Source organism: Streptomyces venezuelae (assembly GCF_008642355.1).
Taxonomy (GTDB): Bacteria; Actinomycetota; Actinomycetes; order Streptomycetales; family Streptomycetaceae; genus Streptomyces; species Streptomyces venezuelae_B.
In genome coordinates this window covers 3,530,191-3,545,942 of record NZ_CP029193.1, presented here as the reverse complement: position 1 = coordinate 3,545,942, position 15,752 = coordinate 3,530,191, and the positions used below count along the sequence as shown (strand labels likewise).

At 71.4% G+C, this 15,752-nt stretch carries 11 protein-coding genes; 5 read left to right on the top strand and 6 right to left on the bottom strand.

What is annotated here, in order from left to right; genetic code table 11:
* Together DEJ47_RS16345 and DEJ47_RS16340 are read left to right on the top strand one after the other, a co-directional pair.
* The gene (locus DEJ47_RS16345; RefSeq protein ID WP_150169061.1) at nt 1–3,372 is read left to right on the top strand and encodes a tetratricopeptide repeat protein; all 3,372 of its coding nucleotides are present in this window, start codon (nt 1–3) and stop codon (nt 3,370–3,372) included.
* 172 nt (nt 3,373–3,544) lie between these two features.
* A complete protein-coding gene (locus tag DEJ47_RS16340; RefSeq protein ID WP_223828381.1) occupies nt 3,545–4,663 on the top strand; it encodes an ADP-ribosylglycohydrolase family protein in 1,119 nt (372 codons plus the stop codon).
* A 30-nt stretch (nt 4,664–4,693) separates the two neighbouring features.
* Here the strand turns inward: DEJ47_RS16340 and DEJ47_RS16335 are convergent, their stop codons facing one another.
* Nucleotides 4,694–5,137: a MarR family winged helix-turn-helix transcriptional regulator gene (locus DEJ47_RS16335; protein ID WP_223828380.1), complete on the bottom strand. Its 444-nt coding sequence runs from the start codon at nt 5,135–5,137 to the stop codon at nt 4,694–4,696.
* A 139-nt stretch (nt 5,138–5,276) separates the two neighbouring features.
* Between DEJ47_RS16335 and DEJ47_RS16330 the strand changes: the two genes are divergently transcribed.
* A complete protein-coding gene (locus DEJ47_RS16330) occupies nt 5,277–6,764 on the top strand; it encodes an MFS transporter (RefSeq protein ID WP_150169059.1) in 1,488 nt (495 codons plus the stop codon).
* A gap of 21 nt (nt 6,765–6,785) precedes the next feature.
* On the opposite strand, the gene DEJ47_RS16325 is transcribed toward DEJ47_RS16330, so the two are convergent.
* Together DEJ47_RS16325 and DEJ47_RS16320 are read right to left on the bottom strand one after the other, a co-directional pair.
* Nucleotides 6,786–8,345: a sodium:solute symporter family protein gene (locus DEJ47_RS16325; protein ID WP_150169058.1), complete on the bottom strand. Its 1,560-nt coding sequence runs from the start codon at nt 8,343–8,345 to the stop codon at nt 6,786–6,788.
* A 244-nt stretch (nt 8,346–8,589) separates the two neighbouring features.
* On the bottom strand, nt 8,590–9,384 hold the full coding sequence (locus DEJ47_RS16320; RefSeq protein ID WP_150169056.1) for an SDR family oxidoreductase: 795 nt from the start codon (nt 9,382–9,384) through the stop codon (nt 8,590–8,592).
* A gap of 80 nt (nt 9,385–9,464) precedes the next feature.
* Here DEJ47_RS16320 and DEJ47_RS16315 point away from each other — a divergent pair, with 80 nt between their 5' ends.
* Nucleotides 9,465–10,352 carry a hypothetical protein gene (locus DEJ47_RS16315; protein ID WP_398337515.1) on the top strand — a complete coding sequence of 296 codons (888 nt, stop codon included), beginning with the start codon at nt 9,465–9,467 and terminating at the stop codon, nt 10,350–10,352.
* A 129-nt stretch (nt 10,353–10,481) separates the two neighbouring features.
* Here DEJ47_RS16315 and DEJ47_RS16310 read toward each other — a convergent pair whose 3' ends face one another.
* The 3 genes from DEJ47_RS16310 to DEJ47_RS16300 all read right to left on the bottom strand — a co-directional run bounded on the left by DEJ47_RS16310 (nt 10,482) and on the right by DEJ47_RS16300 (nt 12,826).
* Nucleotides 10,482–10,691, bottom strand: a complete 210-nt coding sequence (locus DEJ47_RS16310; RefSeq protein ID WP_150169054.1) for a DUF397 domain-containing protein — start codon at nt 10,689–10,691, stop codon at nt 10,482–10,484.
* A gap of 167 nt (nt 10,692–10,858) precedes the next feature.
* Nucleotides 10,859–11,716: a helix-turn-helix domain-containing protein gene (locus tag DEJ47_RS16305; protein ID WP_150169052.1), complete on the bottom strand. Its 858-nt coding sequence runs from the start codon at nt 11,714–11,716 to the stop codon at nt 10,859–10,861.
* A 345-nt stretch (nt 11,717–12,061) separates the two neighbouring features.
* Nucleotides 12,062–12,826 (bottom strand): GOLPH3/VPS74 family protein, encoded by a 765-nt coding sequence (locus tag DEJ47_RS16300; protein WP_150169050.1) that lies wholly within the window; start codon nt 12,824–12,826, stop codon nt 12,062–12,064.
* Nucleotides 12,827–13,046: 220 nt separating this feature from the next.
* On the opposite strand from DEJ47_RS16300, the gene DEJ47_RS16295 reads away from it, so the two are divergent.
* Nucleotides 13,047–15,665, top strand: a complete 2,619-nt coding sequence (locus DEJ47_RS16295; RefSeq protein ID WP_202457480.1) for a D-alanyl-D-alanine carboxypeptidase — start codon at nt 13,047–13,049, stop codon at nt 15,663–15,665.
* Nucleotides 15,666–15,752 lie beyond the last annotated feature (87 nt).

The window sequence follows — 15,752 nt, the reverse complement described above, 5'->3', positions numbered from 1 at the left end:
ATGGCGTCGGCCGACGCGGAAGAGCCGTCGATGCAGGAGCTGATCCGGCGCAGGGGGCGGGCCGGGTTCATCGGCCGGCGCGGTGAACTCGCGGTGTTCAGGGAGAACTTCGACGTGCCGCCCGCGGACCTGCGCCACCGCTTCCTCTTCCACGTCCACGGCAACGCGGGCGTCGGCAAGACGTCCCTGGTGCACGAACTCGAACAACTGGCGCGTGAGCGAGGGGCGTTGACCGCGTACGTCGACGAACGGGTCAGCAGCGTCCCCGAAGCCCTCGCCGCCGTCAGTGCCGAATTCGCCCGCCAGGGACGCCGGTTGAAGGACCTCGACCAGCTCCTCACCACCCACCGCGAACGCCGTCACGAGGCGGAGGCGGTGCCGGTGGTCCCCGCGCAGGCCGCGGGGGAGGCCCCGGTGGCGCCCGCGCCCTCCGCGGGCGCCATGACGGCCGCCCGAGCGAGCCTCGTCGGCCTCGGGCTCGTGCCGGGCGTCGGCGCGCTCGCGGGCGCGGTCGACCCGGCCCAGCTCGCCCAGGGCGCCGACCGGCTGCGGGCCGGACTCAGCGCGCGCTTCCGCAACCAGGAGGACGTCCAGCTGGTCCTCTCCCCGGAACGCGTCCTCACCCCCGTCCTCCTCAAGGAGCTGGCGCAGGCGGCGAAGGCGGTGCCCTGGATCGTCCTCTTCTTCGACACGTACGAGCGGACCGGGCCGTTCCTCGACGGCTGGCTGCACGAGGTGATGACGACGACCCGGCACGGCGCCCTGTCCGCGCACGTCGTCGTGGTCACGGCGGGACAGCAGCCCTTCGACACCGCCCGCTGGGGCGGCTACGCGGACTTCGTCACGGACATCGCCCTCGCTCCCTTCACCGAGGAGGAGTCCCGCAGCCTCCTCGCCGGCAAGGGCGTCGTCGCCGAACCGGTCGTCGAGGAGGTCCTGCGCCTCTCCGGCTGCCTGCCCGTCCTGGTCTCCACCCTCGCCGAGAACCGCCCCGCCGACCCGGGCGACGTCGGCGACCCGAGCGGGACGGCCGTGGAACGGTTCCTGAAATGGGAGCAGGACCCGGTGCGCCGGGCGTCCGCGCTGGCGTGCGCACTGCCCAGGCGCCTCGACGCGGACGTCGTCGCCGCCGCGGTCGACGGCGTGTGCGCCGCCGAGGACGTGCCCGGCATCTTCGCCTGGCTGCGGAGCCTGCCCTTCGTCAGCGACCGCGGCGGCCGCCTGCAGTACCACGACGTGGTGCGGGCCCCGATGCTGCGCCTGCAACGCCACCACTCGCCGCGCGGCTGGGCCGAGCTGCAGGGGGCGCTCGCGGGGGCGTACGCGCAGTGGCGCGCGGAGGTGGAGACCGGGCGGGAACACGACGACCTGTGGGAGGACGAACAGTGGCGCGAACTGCGCCTCGCGGAGTCGTACCACCTGCTGTGCGGGACGCCGCGGACCGCGCTCCCCGTCGTCCTGCGGGACGTCGTCGACGCGTGCGACGTGGGCGCGGCGGTGGCCCGCCGGTGGGCGCAGCTGCTCGTCGACGCGGGCGCGGACACGGAGGCCGCGCAGGCGGCTACGTGGGGCCGCGACCTGCTGTCGGCGCTGGAGGGCGGCGGGTGCGCGGCGGCGCTGCAACTCCTCATCGACCGGGCCGGTTTCGACGTGCCGGGGCTCGCGCTCGCGCGGGTGGTGCGGGGGCGTGAGCTGCGGGAGAGCGGCGCGCACGCGGAGGCGCTGGCGGAGTACGACCGGGCCGTGGCGCTCGACGCGGAGCTGGAGCGGGCGTACTACGGCAGAGGCGTCACGTACTGGTACATGGACGAGGAGGAGACCGCCCTCGTCGCCCTGGACCGGGCGGTGGAGCTGGGTCCCGGGCAGGCCAGGACGTACGGGATGCGGGGCGAGGTCCGCCGGGTCCTGCGGCGTTTCGAGGAGGCGGTCCAGGACCTGGACCGGGCGCTCGAACTGGACCCGTCCGACGCGGAGGCGCTGACGAGCCGGGGCATCGCCCGGTTCGGCCTCGGCAGGAACGAGGAGGCCCTGGCCGATCTGGACCGGGCCCTCGCACTGTCCCCGGACTCCGCGTGGGCGCTCGCGCACCGGGCGAGGGTGCGGGCCTCCCGCGACGAGTACGAGCAGGCCGTCGCCGACAGCGGACGCGCCGCCGAACTGGCCCCCGACTTCAGCTGGGTGGCGTGGAGCCGGAGCGACGTGCTGCGCATGGCGGGCCGGCAGCGGGACTCCCTCGCCGCCTACGACCGGGCGATCGAGATCGACCCCGAGAACTGGGCGGCGTACGCGGGCCGCGGCGTCTCACGGCACTACCTCGACCAGTACCCCGAAGCCCTCGCCGACCTGGACGTGGTCCTCGATCACGACCCGGACTACGCGTGGGTGCGGGGCCGCCGCGCCATGCTCCTGCACGACATGGGGGAGTACGAGCGGGCCCTTGCGGACGCCGACCGGGCCATGGAGCTGTCGCCCGGCGTCGACTGGATCCACTACCACCGCGCCGAGACCCTCTTCTGTCTGCGCCGGTACGAGGAGGCGCTCGCCGACCTCGACCGCGCGCTCGAACTGGACCCCGACTACCTGATGGCGCTCTGCCGCAGGGGCATCACCCGTCGAAGGCTCGGCCGGTACGAGGAGGCGTGGGCCGACCTCGACCGGGCCCTCGCGCTCGAACCCGGCTCCATTTGGGTCCGGTTGTGCCGGATCAGGCTCGCCCTGGCCACCGGCAGGACGGAGCAGGCCCTGACCGAGCTCGCCGCCTACACCGACAACGGCGGGGACGCGGACTGGGCGCGGCGCCAGCACGCCGAACTGCACGTGTGGGGCGGCCGGTGCGAGGAGGCGCTGCGCCTGCTGGCCCCCGACGCGGACGGCACGGGGCCGGACGGCACCGAGGAACTCGCGGAGGTGTACTGCCTGACCGGGCAGTGGGCGCGGGCCCGCGCCACCGCGGAGCGGTTGATCGAGGACGACGACGAGCTCGGCACGCTGCTCCTCGCGCTCGTGACGACCTGCGCCGAGGGGCCGGACGCCGCCGCCGGACTGTGGCACAGGACCGCCGAACTGGTGCGGGCGTCGGAGGAGTTCCCGGTCTGGAGCGACTACGGACTGGCGCTCGGCGCGGCGGCGCTGGGCGACTGGGCCACTGCCGACGGCCACCTCGACCGGCTCCTCGGCCCGGTCCTCGCGGACCTGGAGTGGGACGACCTCGCCGAGATGGTGGTGTTCATGACCGCCCTCATGAGGGCCCCGAGCGTGGACCGCGCCCGCCTCGCCCCGCGCCTGGACCGCCTGACCGCGGCCAGGGACGCGTTCCGGTACCGCCATGCGGCGACGGAGGCCCCCCACACACCGGAACCTACGATTCCGTAGCTCCTGCGAAGCTCCCGTGAACGTCGTTCAAATGCGACCTCCGGGGCGACTCCTCGCATACCTCTTCGGGCCTGAACCGATCGTTCCCGGTCGATTACAGTGCTGCGAAGTCGCAACCGGTCGAGGCGCGACGAGCACGTCGAGGCACGTCACTGCACGGAGGGAGGCCCGCGTGGGTACCGCAGCAGCCACCGGCGTCTGGGGCCGCGCCGAGCAGCAGGACTTCCGGAGCCGGGTGCGCGGCACGCTCCTCGGGGCCGCCGTCGGCGACGCGCTGGGCGCACCCGTCGACGGGCTCACACTCGACGCGATACGCGAGGCCCACGGAGCCGAGGGCCTCACCGAGCCCGCCCCCGCCCACGGCCGCCGCGGCGCCGTCACCGCGGGCACCCAGCTCACCCTCTTCACCGTCGACGGACTCATACGTGCCCAGGTGCGCCGCGACACCGGCGCCTGGCACCCGCCGACCGACCTGCACCGCGCCTACCGCCGCTGGGCGGCGACACAGAGCGACTGGGGCCCGGACGAGCGACGCAAGGAGGACGGCTGGCTGGCCCGCGAGGAGTGGCTGTACTCGCGCCGCAACCCGCCGCGCGCCTGCCTCACGGGGCTCGGCGACGACGTCATGGGCACCCTCGACGCCCCCAAGAACCCGGCGGAGCGCGGCGTCGAGGCCGCCGTCAGGTCCGCGCCGTTCGGTCTCCTCGTCGGCTGGGAGCCGCAGCTCGTCCTGCAGCTCGCCGTCGAGTGCGCCGTCCAGACGCACGGCCACCCCACCGCCCACCTCGCGGCGGGCGCCCACACCGTCATCGTGCACGGCCTGGCCCGCGGGGAGTCCCTGGACGGCGCGATCCAGCGGTGCCTGGCCCTGCTCGCCACGCGTCCGGGACACCCGCCCGTCACGGACGCGCTCCGGCACGCGCTGGGCGCCGTGCGGCAGGGCATGCCGACACCCGCACGTGTGGAGGAGCTCATCGGGGACGGCACGGCCGAGGGCGTCCTGGCCGGGGCCGTGTACTGCGCCCTCGTGTGCGAGGACATCCGGCACGGACTGCGGCTCGCCGTGAACCACGGCGGGGCGTCGGCGGCGTGCGGCGCGCTGTGCGGGGCGCTGCTCGGCGCGCTGCACGGGGAGACCGCGCTGCCGCCGGGGTGGGTGACGGAGCTGGAGGGCCGCCCGACGATCCTGGAGCTCGCGGACGACTTCGCCATGGAGATGACGCAGGGACCCGCACTGCACGGCCCCGCACTCTCGTCGCCGGGCTGGCTGGCCCGCTACCCGCGGGCCTGACCGGCGACGACTGCTCTGCGGTGGCGACTGCTATGCGGTGACCGCCGCCGCCTCGAACGTACGGCTCAGGAGGTCGTGGAGGGTGGCGCGCTCGGCGTCGTCCAGCGCGTCCAGGCCGGCCATCGTGGCGTGCATGTTGGCGCGGATCGCGTCGACGGCCCGCTCGCCCTCGGGGGTGAGCACGACGTTCTTGACGCGGCGGTCGGTGGGGCTCGGCTCCCGGTGGACCAGGCCGCGCTTCTCCAGGCGGTCGATGATCCCGGTGATGTTGGAGGCGTCGCAGGACAGGGTCCGGGCGAGGACCCGCATCGCGGCAGGACCCTGGCGCAGGACGCTCAGCGTCTTGCCCTGGCTCGCGGTGAGGTTCTCGGCCGCCGCGGCCTCGGTGAAGTCCGCGTAGTAGGCACGGAGCGAGACCGCGAGGAGCTCCATGAGCCGGGCCTTGTCGCCGTCGCCGCTCGGTGATCCAGACATGTGAGACACCTTACGCCATAAAACTTGACGATCTCAAATATTGAGGCTTACCGTCGGACGAGTTACTTGAAGTACTCAAGTATCGAGGTCTTCAAGTATCGGGGCCTCAGACAGTTGAGCAGCTGGAGAAGAATCCACCGTGTCCCACGCACAGCCGCACGCGGCCCCGCCGAAACCCACCGGACAGACCGTCCTCGTCCTGGTGCTCGGGCTCGCCGCCATGGTCGTCTCGATGATGCAGACCCTGGTCGTGCCGATCCTGTCGATCATCCAGAAGGACCTGGACGCCACGACCGCGGGCGTCAGCTGGGTGACCACGGCCACCCTGCTCTCGGCCGCCGTCTTCACCCCGCTCCTCGGCCGCTTCGGCGACCAGCACGGCAAGAAGCCCACGCTCATCGGCGTCCTGCTCGTGATGATCGCGGGCTCCGTGCTGGCCGCGACCACGACCTCTCTCACCTGGCTGATCGTCGGCCGGATCATGCAGGGCGCCGCCACCGCGATCTTCCCCCTCGCGCTCTCCGTGCTGCGTGAGGAGATCAGGCCCGCCAAGCTCCACGGCGCCATGGCGCTGGTCAGCGGCACCCTCGCGTTCGGCAGCGGCCTCGCGCTCGTCGGCGCGGGTCTGCTGACGCAGGGCTCCGACCCCGACTACCACCGGGTGTTCTGGCTCGCCGTCGTCCTCGCCGTGGTCGCCCTCGTGGGTGTCGTCCTCGCCGTCCCCGCCTCGCGCGCCAAGACCGGCGGCCGCACCGACTGGCTCGGCGCCGGCACGCTCGCGCTGCTCCTCGTCCTGCTCCTCCTGCCGATCTCGCAGGGCCACGAGTGGGGCTGGACCTCGGGGCGCACCCTCGGCTCCTTCGCGGGCGCCGTCGTCATGGCGGGCGTGTGGGTCCTGACCGAACTGAGGGTCAAGGAGCCGATGGTCGACATGAAGATGTTCGCCCACCGCCCGGTCCTCTTCACCAACCTGGCCGGGCTGCTCCTCGGCTTCGCCATGTTCGCCCAGTTCATCGGCGTCTCGTACCTCGTGCAGATGCCCGAGGACGTCGCCGGGTACGGCTTCGGCGCGTCGGTGCTCGGTGCCTCCGTCGTCTACCTGCTGCCCACCACGATCGTTTCGCTCCTCGCCGCCCAGTTCGGCGGCATCCTGGTCCGCCGGATCGGCGCGCGCGTCACGCTCGCGGCCGGCGCGGCGTTCGGCGTGGTCGGCTTCGCGTGGCTGACCCTGGCGCACGACACGAGCGCGTCCGTCATCGGCGCGGGCATGGTCATCGGCCTCGCCATCAGCTTCGGGTACGCGTCGATGCCGGCGCTCATCGTCGCCAGCGTCCCCGCCCACCAGACGGGCATCGCCAACGGCATCAACTCGATCTCGCGCTCGGTGGGCAGCGCGGTCGCCAGCGCGATGATCACGTCGCTGCTCGCGTCGAAGACGATCGCGCTTCCCGCGGGCATGCCCGCCCTCCCCCGGGAGAGCCAGTTCACCCTGAGCTTCGCCATCGCGGGCGGCGCATTCGTCCTCGTCGTAGCGGTGGCCTTCCTCGGCCTCAGGCCCCACCACGCCCCGCGCACGCCGAGTCTCCCGGCCCCCGCGCCGGCGCCGGAGCGGGTGGGGGCCCCGTAAGGGGCGCGGAGCGCCCGTCCCCTACGGGGCCACCGCGTCCCCCCGCCGCGGCGAAGGAGCGGGCGCGACGGCTCCCTCGGAGCCGTCGTCGTCCGTGTTGATGCGCTCGATGAGCGCATCCCTCTCCGGCGTGTCCTCCGGCTTCACGTAGCCGACGACGACGTAGAGGACGAGCGAGACCGCCAGCGGGATCGACACCTGGTACTGGAGGGCGACCCCGCCCGAGATCGCGTCGTCGATCGGGTAGTTGACCAGGTAGAAGGCGAAGAGCCCGGCCGCCCAGCTCGTCAGCGCCGCCGTCGGCCCGGACTTCCGGAACGCGCGCAGCAGCCCCAGCATCATCGGGATCGCGATCGGCCCCATCAGTCCGGCGACCCACTTGATGACGACCGTGATGATGTCCTTGAACGTGGGGGAGTCGACCTGCGTCGCCACCGCCATGGACAGACCGAGGAAGACCACCGTGGTGAGGCGGGCCGCGATGAGGCCCTTGCGCTCGGTCCAGGCCCGCGCCCGCGCGGAGAACGCGGGCGCCACGTCCCGCGTGAAGACCGCCGCGATCGCGTTGGCGTCGGAGGAGCACATGGCCATGGTGTGCGAGAAGAAGCCGACGATGACCAGGCCCAACAGTCCGTGCGGGAGAAGCTGTTCGGTCATCAGGGCGTACGCGTCCGAGCCGTCCGGCTTCTTCGCGTCGACGAGGAGCGGCGACATCCACATGGGAAAGAAGAGGACGACGGGCCAGACCAGCCACAGGACCGCGGAGAGCTTCGCGGACCGCGCCGCCTCCTTCGCGTCGGCGGTCGCCATGTAGCGCTGCGCCTGGTTGAGCATGCCGCCGTTGTACTCGAAGAGCTTGATGAACAGGAACGCGAGCAGGAAGACCGTGCCGTAGGGGCCGACCAGCGGCTTGCCGTGGCCCGCGAGCTCGGGCTCGTCCCAGACGCCGAAGAACCCGCCGTGCGGCCCGAGCTCGACGACGACCGCGACGAACATGGCGATGCCCGCGAGGAGTTGGATGACGAACTGCCCCAGCTCGGTCAGCGCGTCGGCCCAGAGGCCGCCGATCGTGCAGTAGATCGCCGTGATGACGCCGGTGACGAGGATGCCCTGGTTGAGGGAGACACCCGTGAAGACGGCGAGCAGCGTGGCGATCGCCGCCCACTTGGCACCCACGTCCACGATCTTCAGGAGCATGCCGGACCAGGCGAGCGCCTGCTGGGTCGGCAGGTTGTAGCGGTTCTTCAGGTACTCCAGGGGTGAGGCCACGTGCAGGCGCGAGCGCAGCCTGTTGATGCGGGGGGCGAAGAGCCGCGCGCCGATGGCGATGCCGAGGGCGATGGGGAAGGACCAGGTGACGAAGGACGTCACGCCGTACGTGTAGGCGATGCCCGCGTACCCGGTGAACATCACCGCGCTGTAGCCCGACATGTGGTGCGAGATGCCGGAGAGCCACCACGGCATCTTTCCGCCGGCCGTGAAGAAGTCGCTGACGTTGTCGACCCGCTTGTGGGACCACACGCCGATCGCGACCATCACGCCGAAGTAGCCGATGAGCACCGCCCAGTCGAGACTGTTCATATGGCCCTCCAGGGGTCCGCCTGGTGAACGGGCCGATGGGGACGAGAGCGGCCCAGAAGTGCCCGCTCATCGTGGGTTCGGGCGGTCAGCGGCGACAACCTGTCGCTAGGTCAAGAGGAAGTAAAATCGTTCGGTTTGCTGACCTGTGTTCACGTATATGATCGACCGGCAAAGGTCTCCCCACGCACGAAGGCCGTACGGAAGTCACCTCCCGTACGGCCTTCGCGCACCCGCGCAGCAGCGGTTACCGCATGATCTCCCCCGCGTTGACCAGCAGTGACTGACCCGTGATCGACCGCGCCCGGTCCGACGCGAGGAACACCACCGCGTCCGCCACGTCCCCGTCCGTGGCCAGGTCCGGCAGCGCCATGCGCGCCGCGAGCCGGTCCCGCACCTCGTCCTCCGGCACGCCCTCGGTGTGCGCGGTGAACTGGACGTACGCCTCGACCGGCGGGCCCCACATCCAGCCCGGCAGCACGGTGTTGACCCGGATCCGGTCAGGGCCGAGCTCGTGCGCCAGCGAGTACATCGCCGAGGTCAGTGCCCCCTTCGACGCCCCGTACGCCGCCTGGCGCACCTGCGAGGGCGCCGCGATCGCCGACTGTGTCCCGATGAACACCACCGAACCGCCCGCCCGCTGCCTGAGCGCCGGCAGACAGGCGCGGGTCATGCGCAGGGTGCCGAGGAGATTGACGTCGATGACCTGCTCCCAGGTGGCGAAGTCCGCGTCCTCCAACCCGCCGAAGTAGCTGTCCCACGCGGCGACATGGACGACCGCGTCGATTCCGCCGAAGCGTTCCACGGCCAGCTCCGCGAGGGCCTCGCACTGCCGCTCGTCGGTGATGTCGGTGGCCTTGTGGGCGGCCCGGGTGCCCTCGGGGTCGATCTCGGCTGCCGTCTTCGCGAGGTTCGCCTCCGTGCGCGCCCCGAGCACGGCGTGGCCGCCGTCGCGCACCACGGCCGCCGCGACCTGGTGGCCGAGCCCGGCGCCGACACCCGAGACGACGACGGTCTTTCCCTCGAGGAGCGACGACTGCATGGGGCGCCTCCCGGCTCTGGCAGTTTTGCTGACGGGGCGTCAGAGTATGGGCGTGCATCGGAGGAAGGAAGGGGAGAGACGTGAGCGATGACCCCGGCGCAGACGCCGGTGAGGACACCCGCCGGAACGCCCGCACGGACACCCGGAGCGACGTCTACGCCGAGCTGGCCGCCGTCGGCCCCTACGGCGTCCACCCGGGCCACGCCCTGATCACCATGGTCGAGCCGCACCCGGGGCACGAGTTCGCGTACAACCGCTGGTACGAGGACGACCACTACTACGCGGGCGCGATGGCCATGCCCTGGATGTACGCGGGCCGCCGCTGGGTGGCCACCCGAGACCTCCAGCTCCTGCGCTACCCCGACAAGTCCGCGATCGCCGAGCCCGTCACCGCGGGGTGCTACCTCTCCACGTACTGGGTGACGGAAGGGCGCTACGACGAGCACATGAAGTGGACCGTCGGCATCAACAAGCGCCTCAACCGCGACGGCCGCGTCCACCAGGCCCGCACCCACGTCTTCACCGCCTTCCAGGACCACGAGGCGACCGTCTACCGCGACGGCGCCGCAGGCCCCCGCGACTTCCACGCCCTCGACCACCCGTACAAGGGCCTGGTCCTCGAGGTCATCGACGCCGAGGGGCCACGACAGCGCGGCGAGCTGCTCGAATGGCTGCGGTCCCGGCACCTGCCGCGAGCACTCGCGGGATCACCCGCCGCCATGGTCACGCTGTTCCGGCCGACACCGCTGCCGGGGGACCGCATGACGTACGTGAAACAGGTCGAGGGCGTGGACACCCGGCTGACGCTGCTGTGGTTCCTCCAGGAGGACCCGCGGGACTGCTGGGCGGCGTACTTCACCGGGCGGGACCAGGCGGTCGCGGAGTCCGGGCTCGGACGCGTGGAACTGGTGGCACCGTTCATCCCCACGGTCCCGGGGACGGACCTGTACGTCGACGCCCTCAGGTGACGCCCGTGGGCGACGGGCACGGCCGAGCCCCCTCGGCCGGGACGGCGGGCCAGTCGAGAGGGCTCATGAAAGTGGTGCCTATGCGGTTGTTCTGCTGCGGTGGTCCTTCTGCTGATGTGCGCTGCGTTCTCACGCGAGGTCGGCAGCCCCCCTGCCCACCTCGCTGACGAACGCGTTCCACGACTCGGCGGGGAAGGCGAGGACCGGGCCTTCCACGACCTTCGAGTCGCGCACGGAGATGCCGTGCCGCACCGGTGATTTGACCTCGACACACGCACCGTTTCCGGTGGAATAGGAAGACTTGACCCACGTGTGCGAAGTACCCTGCTGAATCGCCATGTCCGCTCCGGTCTATGAGTTGCTGCTCGATGGCGTGAATGACGCTACTCGCCAACAACGTGGCGTGAAGGGACCGTTCACTCGACCGGATGGCATATTCCAGGTGGGACTTACGCGGCGGTGTGACAAGGGTGTACCGTGCGGCGCTTTCACTCGGGAGCCGTCGATCAGCGGGCGTAGTCCTTCGCGATGTCCGCGATCAGCTGCCTCGACTGCTCGACGTTCAGCGCCTGCGCCCGCAGGTGTTCGTACATGACGCTGTACTGCTGCACGTCGTTCGCCTTCTCCAGGTACAGGTCGCTGGTGACGCCCTCGATGTAGACCACGCTGGAGTCGGCGGCGTCGGGGAACTCCAGGATCGCGTACTGCCCGTTGAGCCCCGGGTGCGCGCCCATCTCGAAGGGGATCACCTGAACCGTCACGTGCGGCAGCTGGGACTGCTCGACGAGGTGCTCCAACTGGTCGCGCATCAGATGCCGGGAGCCGACGACGCGGCGCAGCGCGGACTCGTCGAGGACGGTCCACAGCCGCAGCGGCATGTCGGGGGCCGAGATCCGGTCCTGTCTGCGCATGCGCACCTGGACGCGCTTCTCGATGTCCGTCGGCGTGGTCTCCGGGAGCGCGCCGGTGATCAGCGCCTCCGCGTACGCCCGGGTCTGCAGGAGACCGGGGACGACCTGCGGGTCGTACACGCGCAAGGAGGCGGCGTCCGTCTCCAGGCCGATGTACACGCTGTAGGGGATGTCGCCGAAGGAGTGCCACCAGCCCTGCTGGCGCGAGTCCTTGGCCATCTGCATCAGCGAGTCGACGACGCGGTGGTCCTCGACCTCGTAGACGCCGCACAGGTCGCGGACGTCGCGCTGGCTGATCGAACGCCGGCCGTTCTCCAGGCGGCTGATCTTCGACTGCGAGACGAGCAGCCGCTCGGCGACCTCCTCGGCCGTCATGCCCTTGAGCTCACGGAGCCGGCGGAGCTCCTGGCCCAACCGGCGCCGCCTGACGGTGGGATTGACATTGGACGCCACGGGACGTGCACCTCCGGCTTGCATTCCTCTACTTTGCGTATCTACTGCTCAGCAGAGTGCCACCAACGTGGTCGGCACCGCTGGGAAACAGCGGATGTGCGAACGTGAGGCGGCCGCGCGGGGCGGTGGGACCGGGTGTCGTCGTCCGGACGGTCCGGTCCCACGCCCCACGCGGCCCAGCGGCTCCCGAACCGGGTCTGGGGACTGCGGCGCGGCGCTGGTGCGGTGGTGCTGAGCGGTCGCGCGACGGTGGTGCGCGGTCGCGCGGTGATGGTGCGCGTTCACGAGCTGGTGCGCGTTGACGAGGTGGTGCTTGGCCGTGCCCGGTGCGAGCGGTGTGCGTGCTCAGTGGGCGACGGCGCGTGCCATGGATCCGCGGCGTGGCTGCATCGGCACCCCGCCGGGGTCCGCTGTCGCCCTCGCCGGCTGCCTGCCGCCGCCCGGTCCTGTGGGACCCGCGGGTGCGGCGCTGCGTCGCGGCTGGGCCGCCACGCCGTTCTGGACGTCCATCACGGCGTGCGCCACGAGGCCGCCCATGGGGTCGTGCCTGATCAGGTCCCGGAGCCGGGAGCGCGATGAACGCCCCTCGTTCCCGGGGTACAGATGCTTGCCGAGACCGACCGCGTGGGCCAGGGCGGCGAGCGCGGCGGTCCGCGGGTCCGGCGGTACACCGGTGCGGATCGCCGAATCGAGCCGGGACCTGATCTCCCGGCTGATGGCCGTGTCCGTCGCTTGGTAGCGAGTCGTCGGCAGCACCCCGCACATCTGGCCCGCCACGGCATGAACCATGCCGCACCGCTCCAGGTGCGAGAGGTACGTCTGGCGGAGCCCCAGTCGGGGTCCGCCGATCCAGTGGACCGCCCGGACCGGACTGCCGCGCCTGCGCAGCAGTTCCAGTGCGGAGTCCAGAGTCGGATCTCCGGTCGGCCGTGGCATCACCACGGCGATACGATCCCCGTCTGGGGCTATCCGTCCGGCCAGCGCCAGCTCCACTAGCTGTGCTCCGGCCAGACCGAGGTCGAGCGACTGCGGCTGCGCTGTGGTACCCGTGGCCGGGTCCAAAGCGAGCAGCAGAAGCTCCTCCGGAATTGTTCTGCGGCTCCTGCCCATCCATGCCTCCCCGCGTGGATGAATGACAGGGTGACCCCTCTCACATTGGTCTGTCGAGAGCGCGTGGTCGGGATGTACGGGAACCAGTAGGTATGTCGTTCTCGTCTACCACGGGGGTTAAGCCCTCACACAGGACACTGGTACACGGTTCGGACAGTGGTTGTCCGGCCGGATTTGGCGCACGGTCAGCACACGGCAAGCATCAGTATCGGCAAACGGCATGGCGTACGAGGAGGCATCGGTGGCGGGCGAGACCCCCGACAGATCGAAGCAGCGGAAGTCGTCGGGGAATCCGACCCCGGAGGAGACCTCCGGGCCGGCGCCGGAGGAACGCGACCCGCGTCTCGCGATCACGCGCGAGACGCCGCAGGTGCGGGACGAGATCCCGGCGGACCGGGCGACCGCCGTCTTCTCGACGAAGGACGTCGCCGAGGCGGCGACCGGTTCCGACGGCGCCGACGGTTCCGGCGATGCGGACGACTCCGAGGAGACGGGTTCCGGGGCGGCGGAAGCGCCCGGGACCGAGACCAACGGGGACGCGCGGCTGCGGAACGCGGTGGCGGCGTGGGTCGCGACGTCCGACGACGAGCCGGAGTCAGCGTCCGAGGCGGACTCGGACGCTGACCCGGAGGGGGAGAACGCCGCCGCGGCGAAGTCGGGAACGACGGCCGAGCCCGAGGTGTCGGACAAGTCCGGGACGTCGGACAAGTCCAGGGCATCGGACAAGGCCGAAACCGCCGGTGCGGCCGACCTCGCGGCCGGGGCCGGGGCGGCCGATGCCGGGCCCGCGGCTTCCGCGAAGCCGGAGCCGAGCCCGGAGGCGAAGCCCGAGCCGAAGGCCGAAACCGAGCCCGAGGCGGAGCCGAAGCCCGAGGCGGAGCCGAAGCCCGCGGGGAAGGCTGAGGCCACGTCGAGGACCGAAAGCGCGTCGAACGCCGAGCCCGCGTCGAAGGCCGAGGCGGAGCCGGAGTCCGCGGCGAAGGCCGAGTCCGTGGCGAGGCGCGGGGCTCCCTCGTGGGCCGAGGGCGCGTCGAAGTCCGAGGCTCCCGCCTGGCCCGAGGCCGCGTCGAAGGCTGATGCCGAGCCGGAGTCCGATCCCGCGCCCGAGCTCGACGCCGCCGCCGAGGACGATCCGGCCGAGGCCGACGCCGCCGACGCGAAGTCCACCGGCGTCGACCAGGCCACCGCCGTCTTCAAGGCGCCGAAGGTCCCGAAGGCCGGGGGCAAGGACGTCGACCAGCCCACCACCATGCTCAAGCTGGGCGAAGGCGCAAAGGGAACTGCAAAGAAGGAAACCGCGAAGCCCGAGGGCGACGCCGAGCGGACCAGCAAGTTCGTCGCGCTGAAGCCGCTCGACGGGCCGAAGGCGAAGCCCGCGCCGCAGCCGGGCCCGAAGCAGGCCCCGAAGCAGGGGCAGGCGCAGGGCCCGAAGGGTGCGGTCACCGCGGAGCCCAAGACGCCCGCGCCCAGGGCCGGCACCGCCCCCGCGGGCCCCGCCGTCCCGCCCCCGGTCGAGCGCACCACGCAGCAGCCGCTGCCGCCCAAGCCGCCGATCGACCTGCTCGCCGAGCTGACCAACACCCCGCCGCCGCCCGAGACGCCGGTGCGCACGGCCGTGCGCAGGGTCAAGATCTGGACGCCGCTCGTCCTGCTCCTGCTGGTCGTCTTTGCAGTCGTACAGGTCGTGCGACCGCTCCCGACACCCACCCTGCAGCTCACCGCGCAGGAGACCGTGAAGTTCGAGGGCGGCAAGCCGGACGTGCCGTGGCCGGCCGACGGCCAGGCCGCGATGGACGTCAACGGCATCGGCACCTTCGGCACGTCGGGCGAGCAGAAGCCCGTGCCGATCGCGAGCATCGCGAAGGTCATGACGGTCTACCTGATCCTGCGGGACCACCCGCTGGAGAAGGGCCAGGACGGCCCGAAGATCCCCGTCGACGCCGCCGCGCAGAAGCACTACGAGACCGGCAAGCCGGCCAACGAGTCGGTCGTCAAGGTCACCGAGGGCCAGAAGATCACCGAGTACGAGGCGCTGCAGGCGGTCATGCTCCCGTCGGCGAACAACATCGCCAAGCTGCTCGCCCGCTGGGACAGCAAGAGCGGCTCCGAGGACGCGTTCGTCGAGAAGATGAACAAGACCGCCAAGGAGCTGGGGATGAAGAACACCCACTACACGGACCCCAGCGGCCTGGACAAGACGACCGTGTCGACCGCCGAGGACCTGGTGAAGCTGGGCCGCGCGGCCATGGAGAACCCCGTCTTCAACGAGATCTCCCGCCAGCCGAGCTACATGGACCTCAACAACGAGAAGCAGACCAACTTCTTCAAGCTGGTCCCGACCGTCGCGATCGGCATCAAGACCGGTACGACCACCGCGGCCGGCGGCAACATCCTCTTCGCCGCGGAGAAGGTGATCGACGGCAAGAAGCAGACGATCATCGGCGCCGCCCTCGGCCAGTACGGCAGCAACGGCGTCGCCAACATCGACAAGGTCACCGACGTCACCAAGAACCTGATCGCGGCCGGACAGGACGCCCTCAAGGCCAAGACGATCGTGAAGAAGGGTGAGGTCGTCGGGCAGGTCGACGACGGTCTCGGCGGGACGACCCCGCTCGTCGCCACCAAGGACGTCTCCGCCGTCGGCTGGTCGGGCCTGACCGTCAAGCTGGAGCTCGACGACATGAAGGGCAAGACCGTCCCGAACACGGCGAAGGCGGGCACCGAGGTCGGTGTGCTGCACGTCGGCGACGGCAAGGGTGATGCCGTCGAGGTGCCGGTGGCACTGCAGAAGGACCTGAGCGAACCGGGCTTCGGCGCCAAGCTGACCCGGGTCGGCTGAGCCCCGCGAGGGGAGGCCCGCCCCGGGCCTCCCCTCGCGCGTGCGTGCTAGCGTCACAAGCTCGGGGACCCGGGGTACTCCGGAAAC

Bases quoted from the DNA above. Each gene is read 5' to 3' on its own strand.
- DEJ47_RS16300 (WP_150169050.1), bottom strand. From the start codon at position 12,826: ATGGGCAGGAGCCGCAGAACAATTCCGGAGGAGCTTCTGCTGCTCGCT.
- DEJ47_RS16310 (WP_150169054.1), bottom strand. From the start codon at position 10,691: ATGGCGATTCAGCAGGGTACTTCGCACACGTGGGTCAAGTCTTCCTAT.
- DEJ47_RS16335 (WP_223828380.1), bottom strand. From the start codon at position 5,137: ATGTCTGGATCACCGAGCGGCGACGGCGACAAGGCCCGGCTCATGGAG.
- DEJ47_RS16320 (WP_150169056.1), bottom strand. From the start codon at position 9,384: ATGCAGTCGTCGCTCCTCGAGGGAAAGACCGTCGTCGTCTCGGGTGTC.
- DEJ47_RS16295 (WP_202457480.1), top strand. From the start codon at position 13,047: ATGGCGTACGAGGAGGCATCGGTGGCGGGCGAGACCCCCGACAGATCG.
- DEJ47_RS16325 (WP_150169058.1), bottom strand. From the start codon at position 8,345: ATGAACAGTCTCGACTGGGCGGTGCTCATCGGCTACTTCGGCGTGATG.
- DEJ47_RS16345 (WP_150169061.1), top strand. From the start codon at position 1: ATGGCGTCGGCCGACGCGGAAGAGCCGTCGATGCAGGAGCTGATCCGG.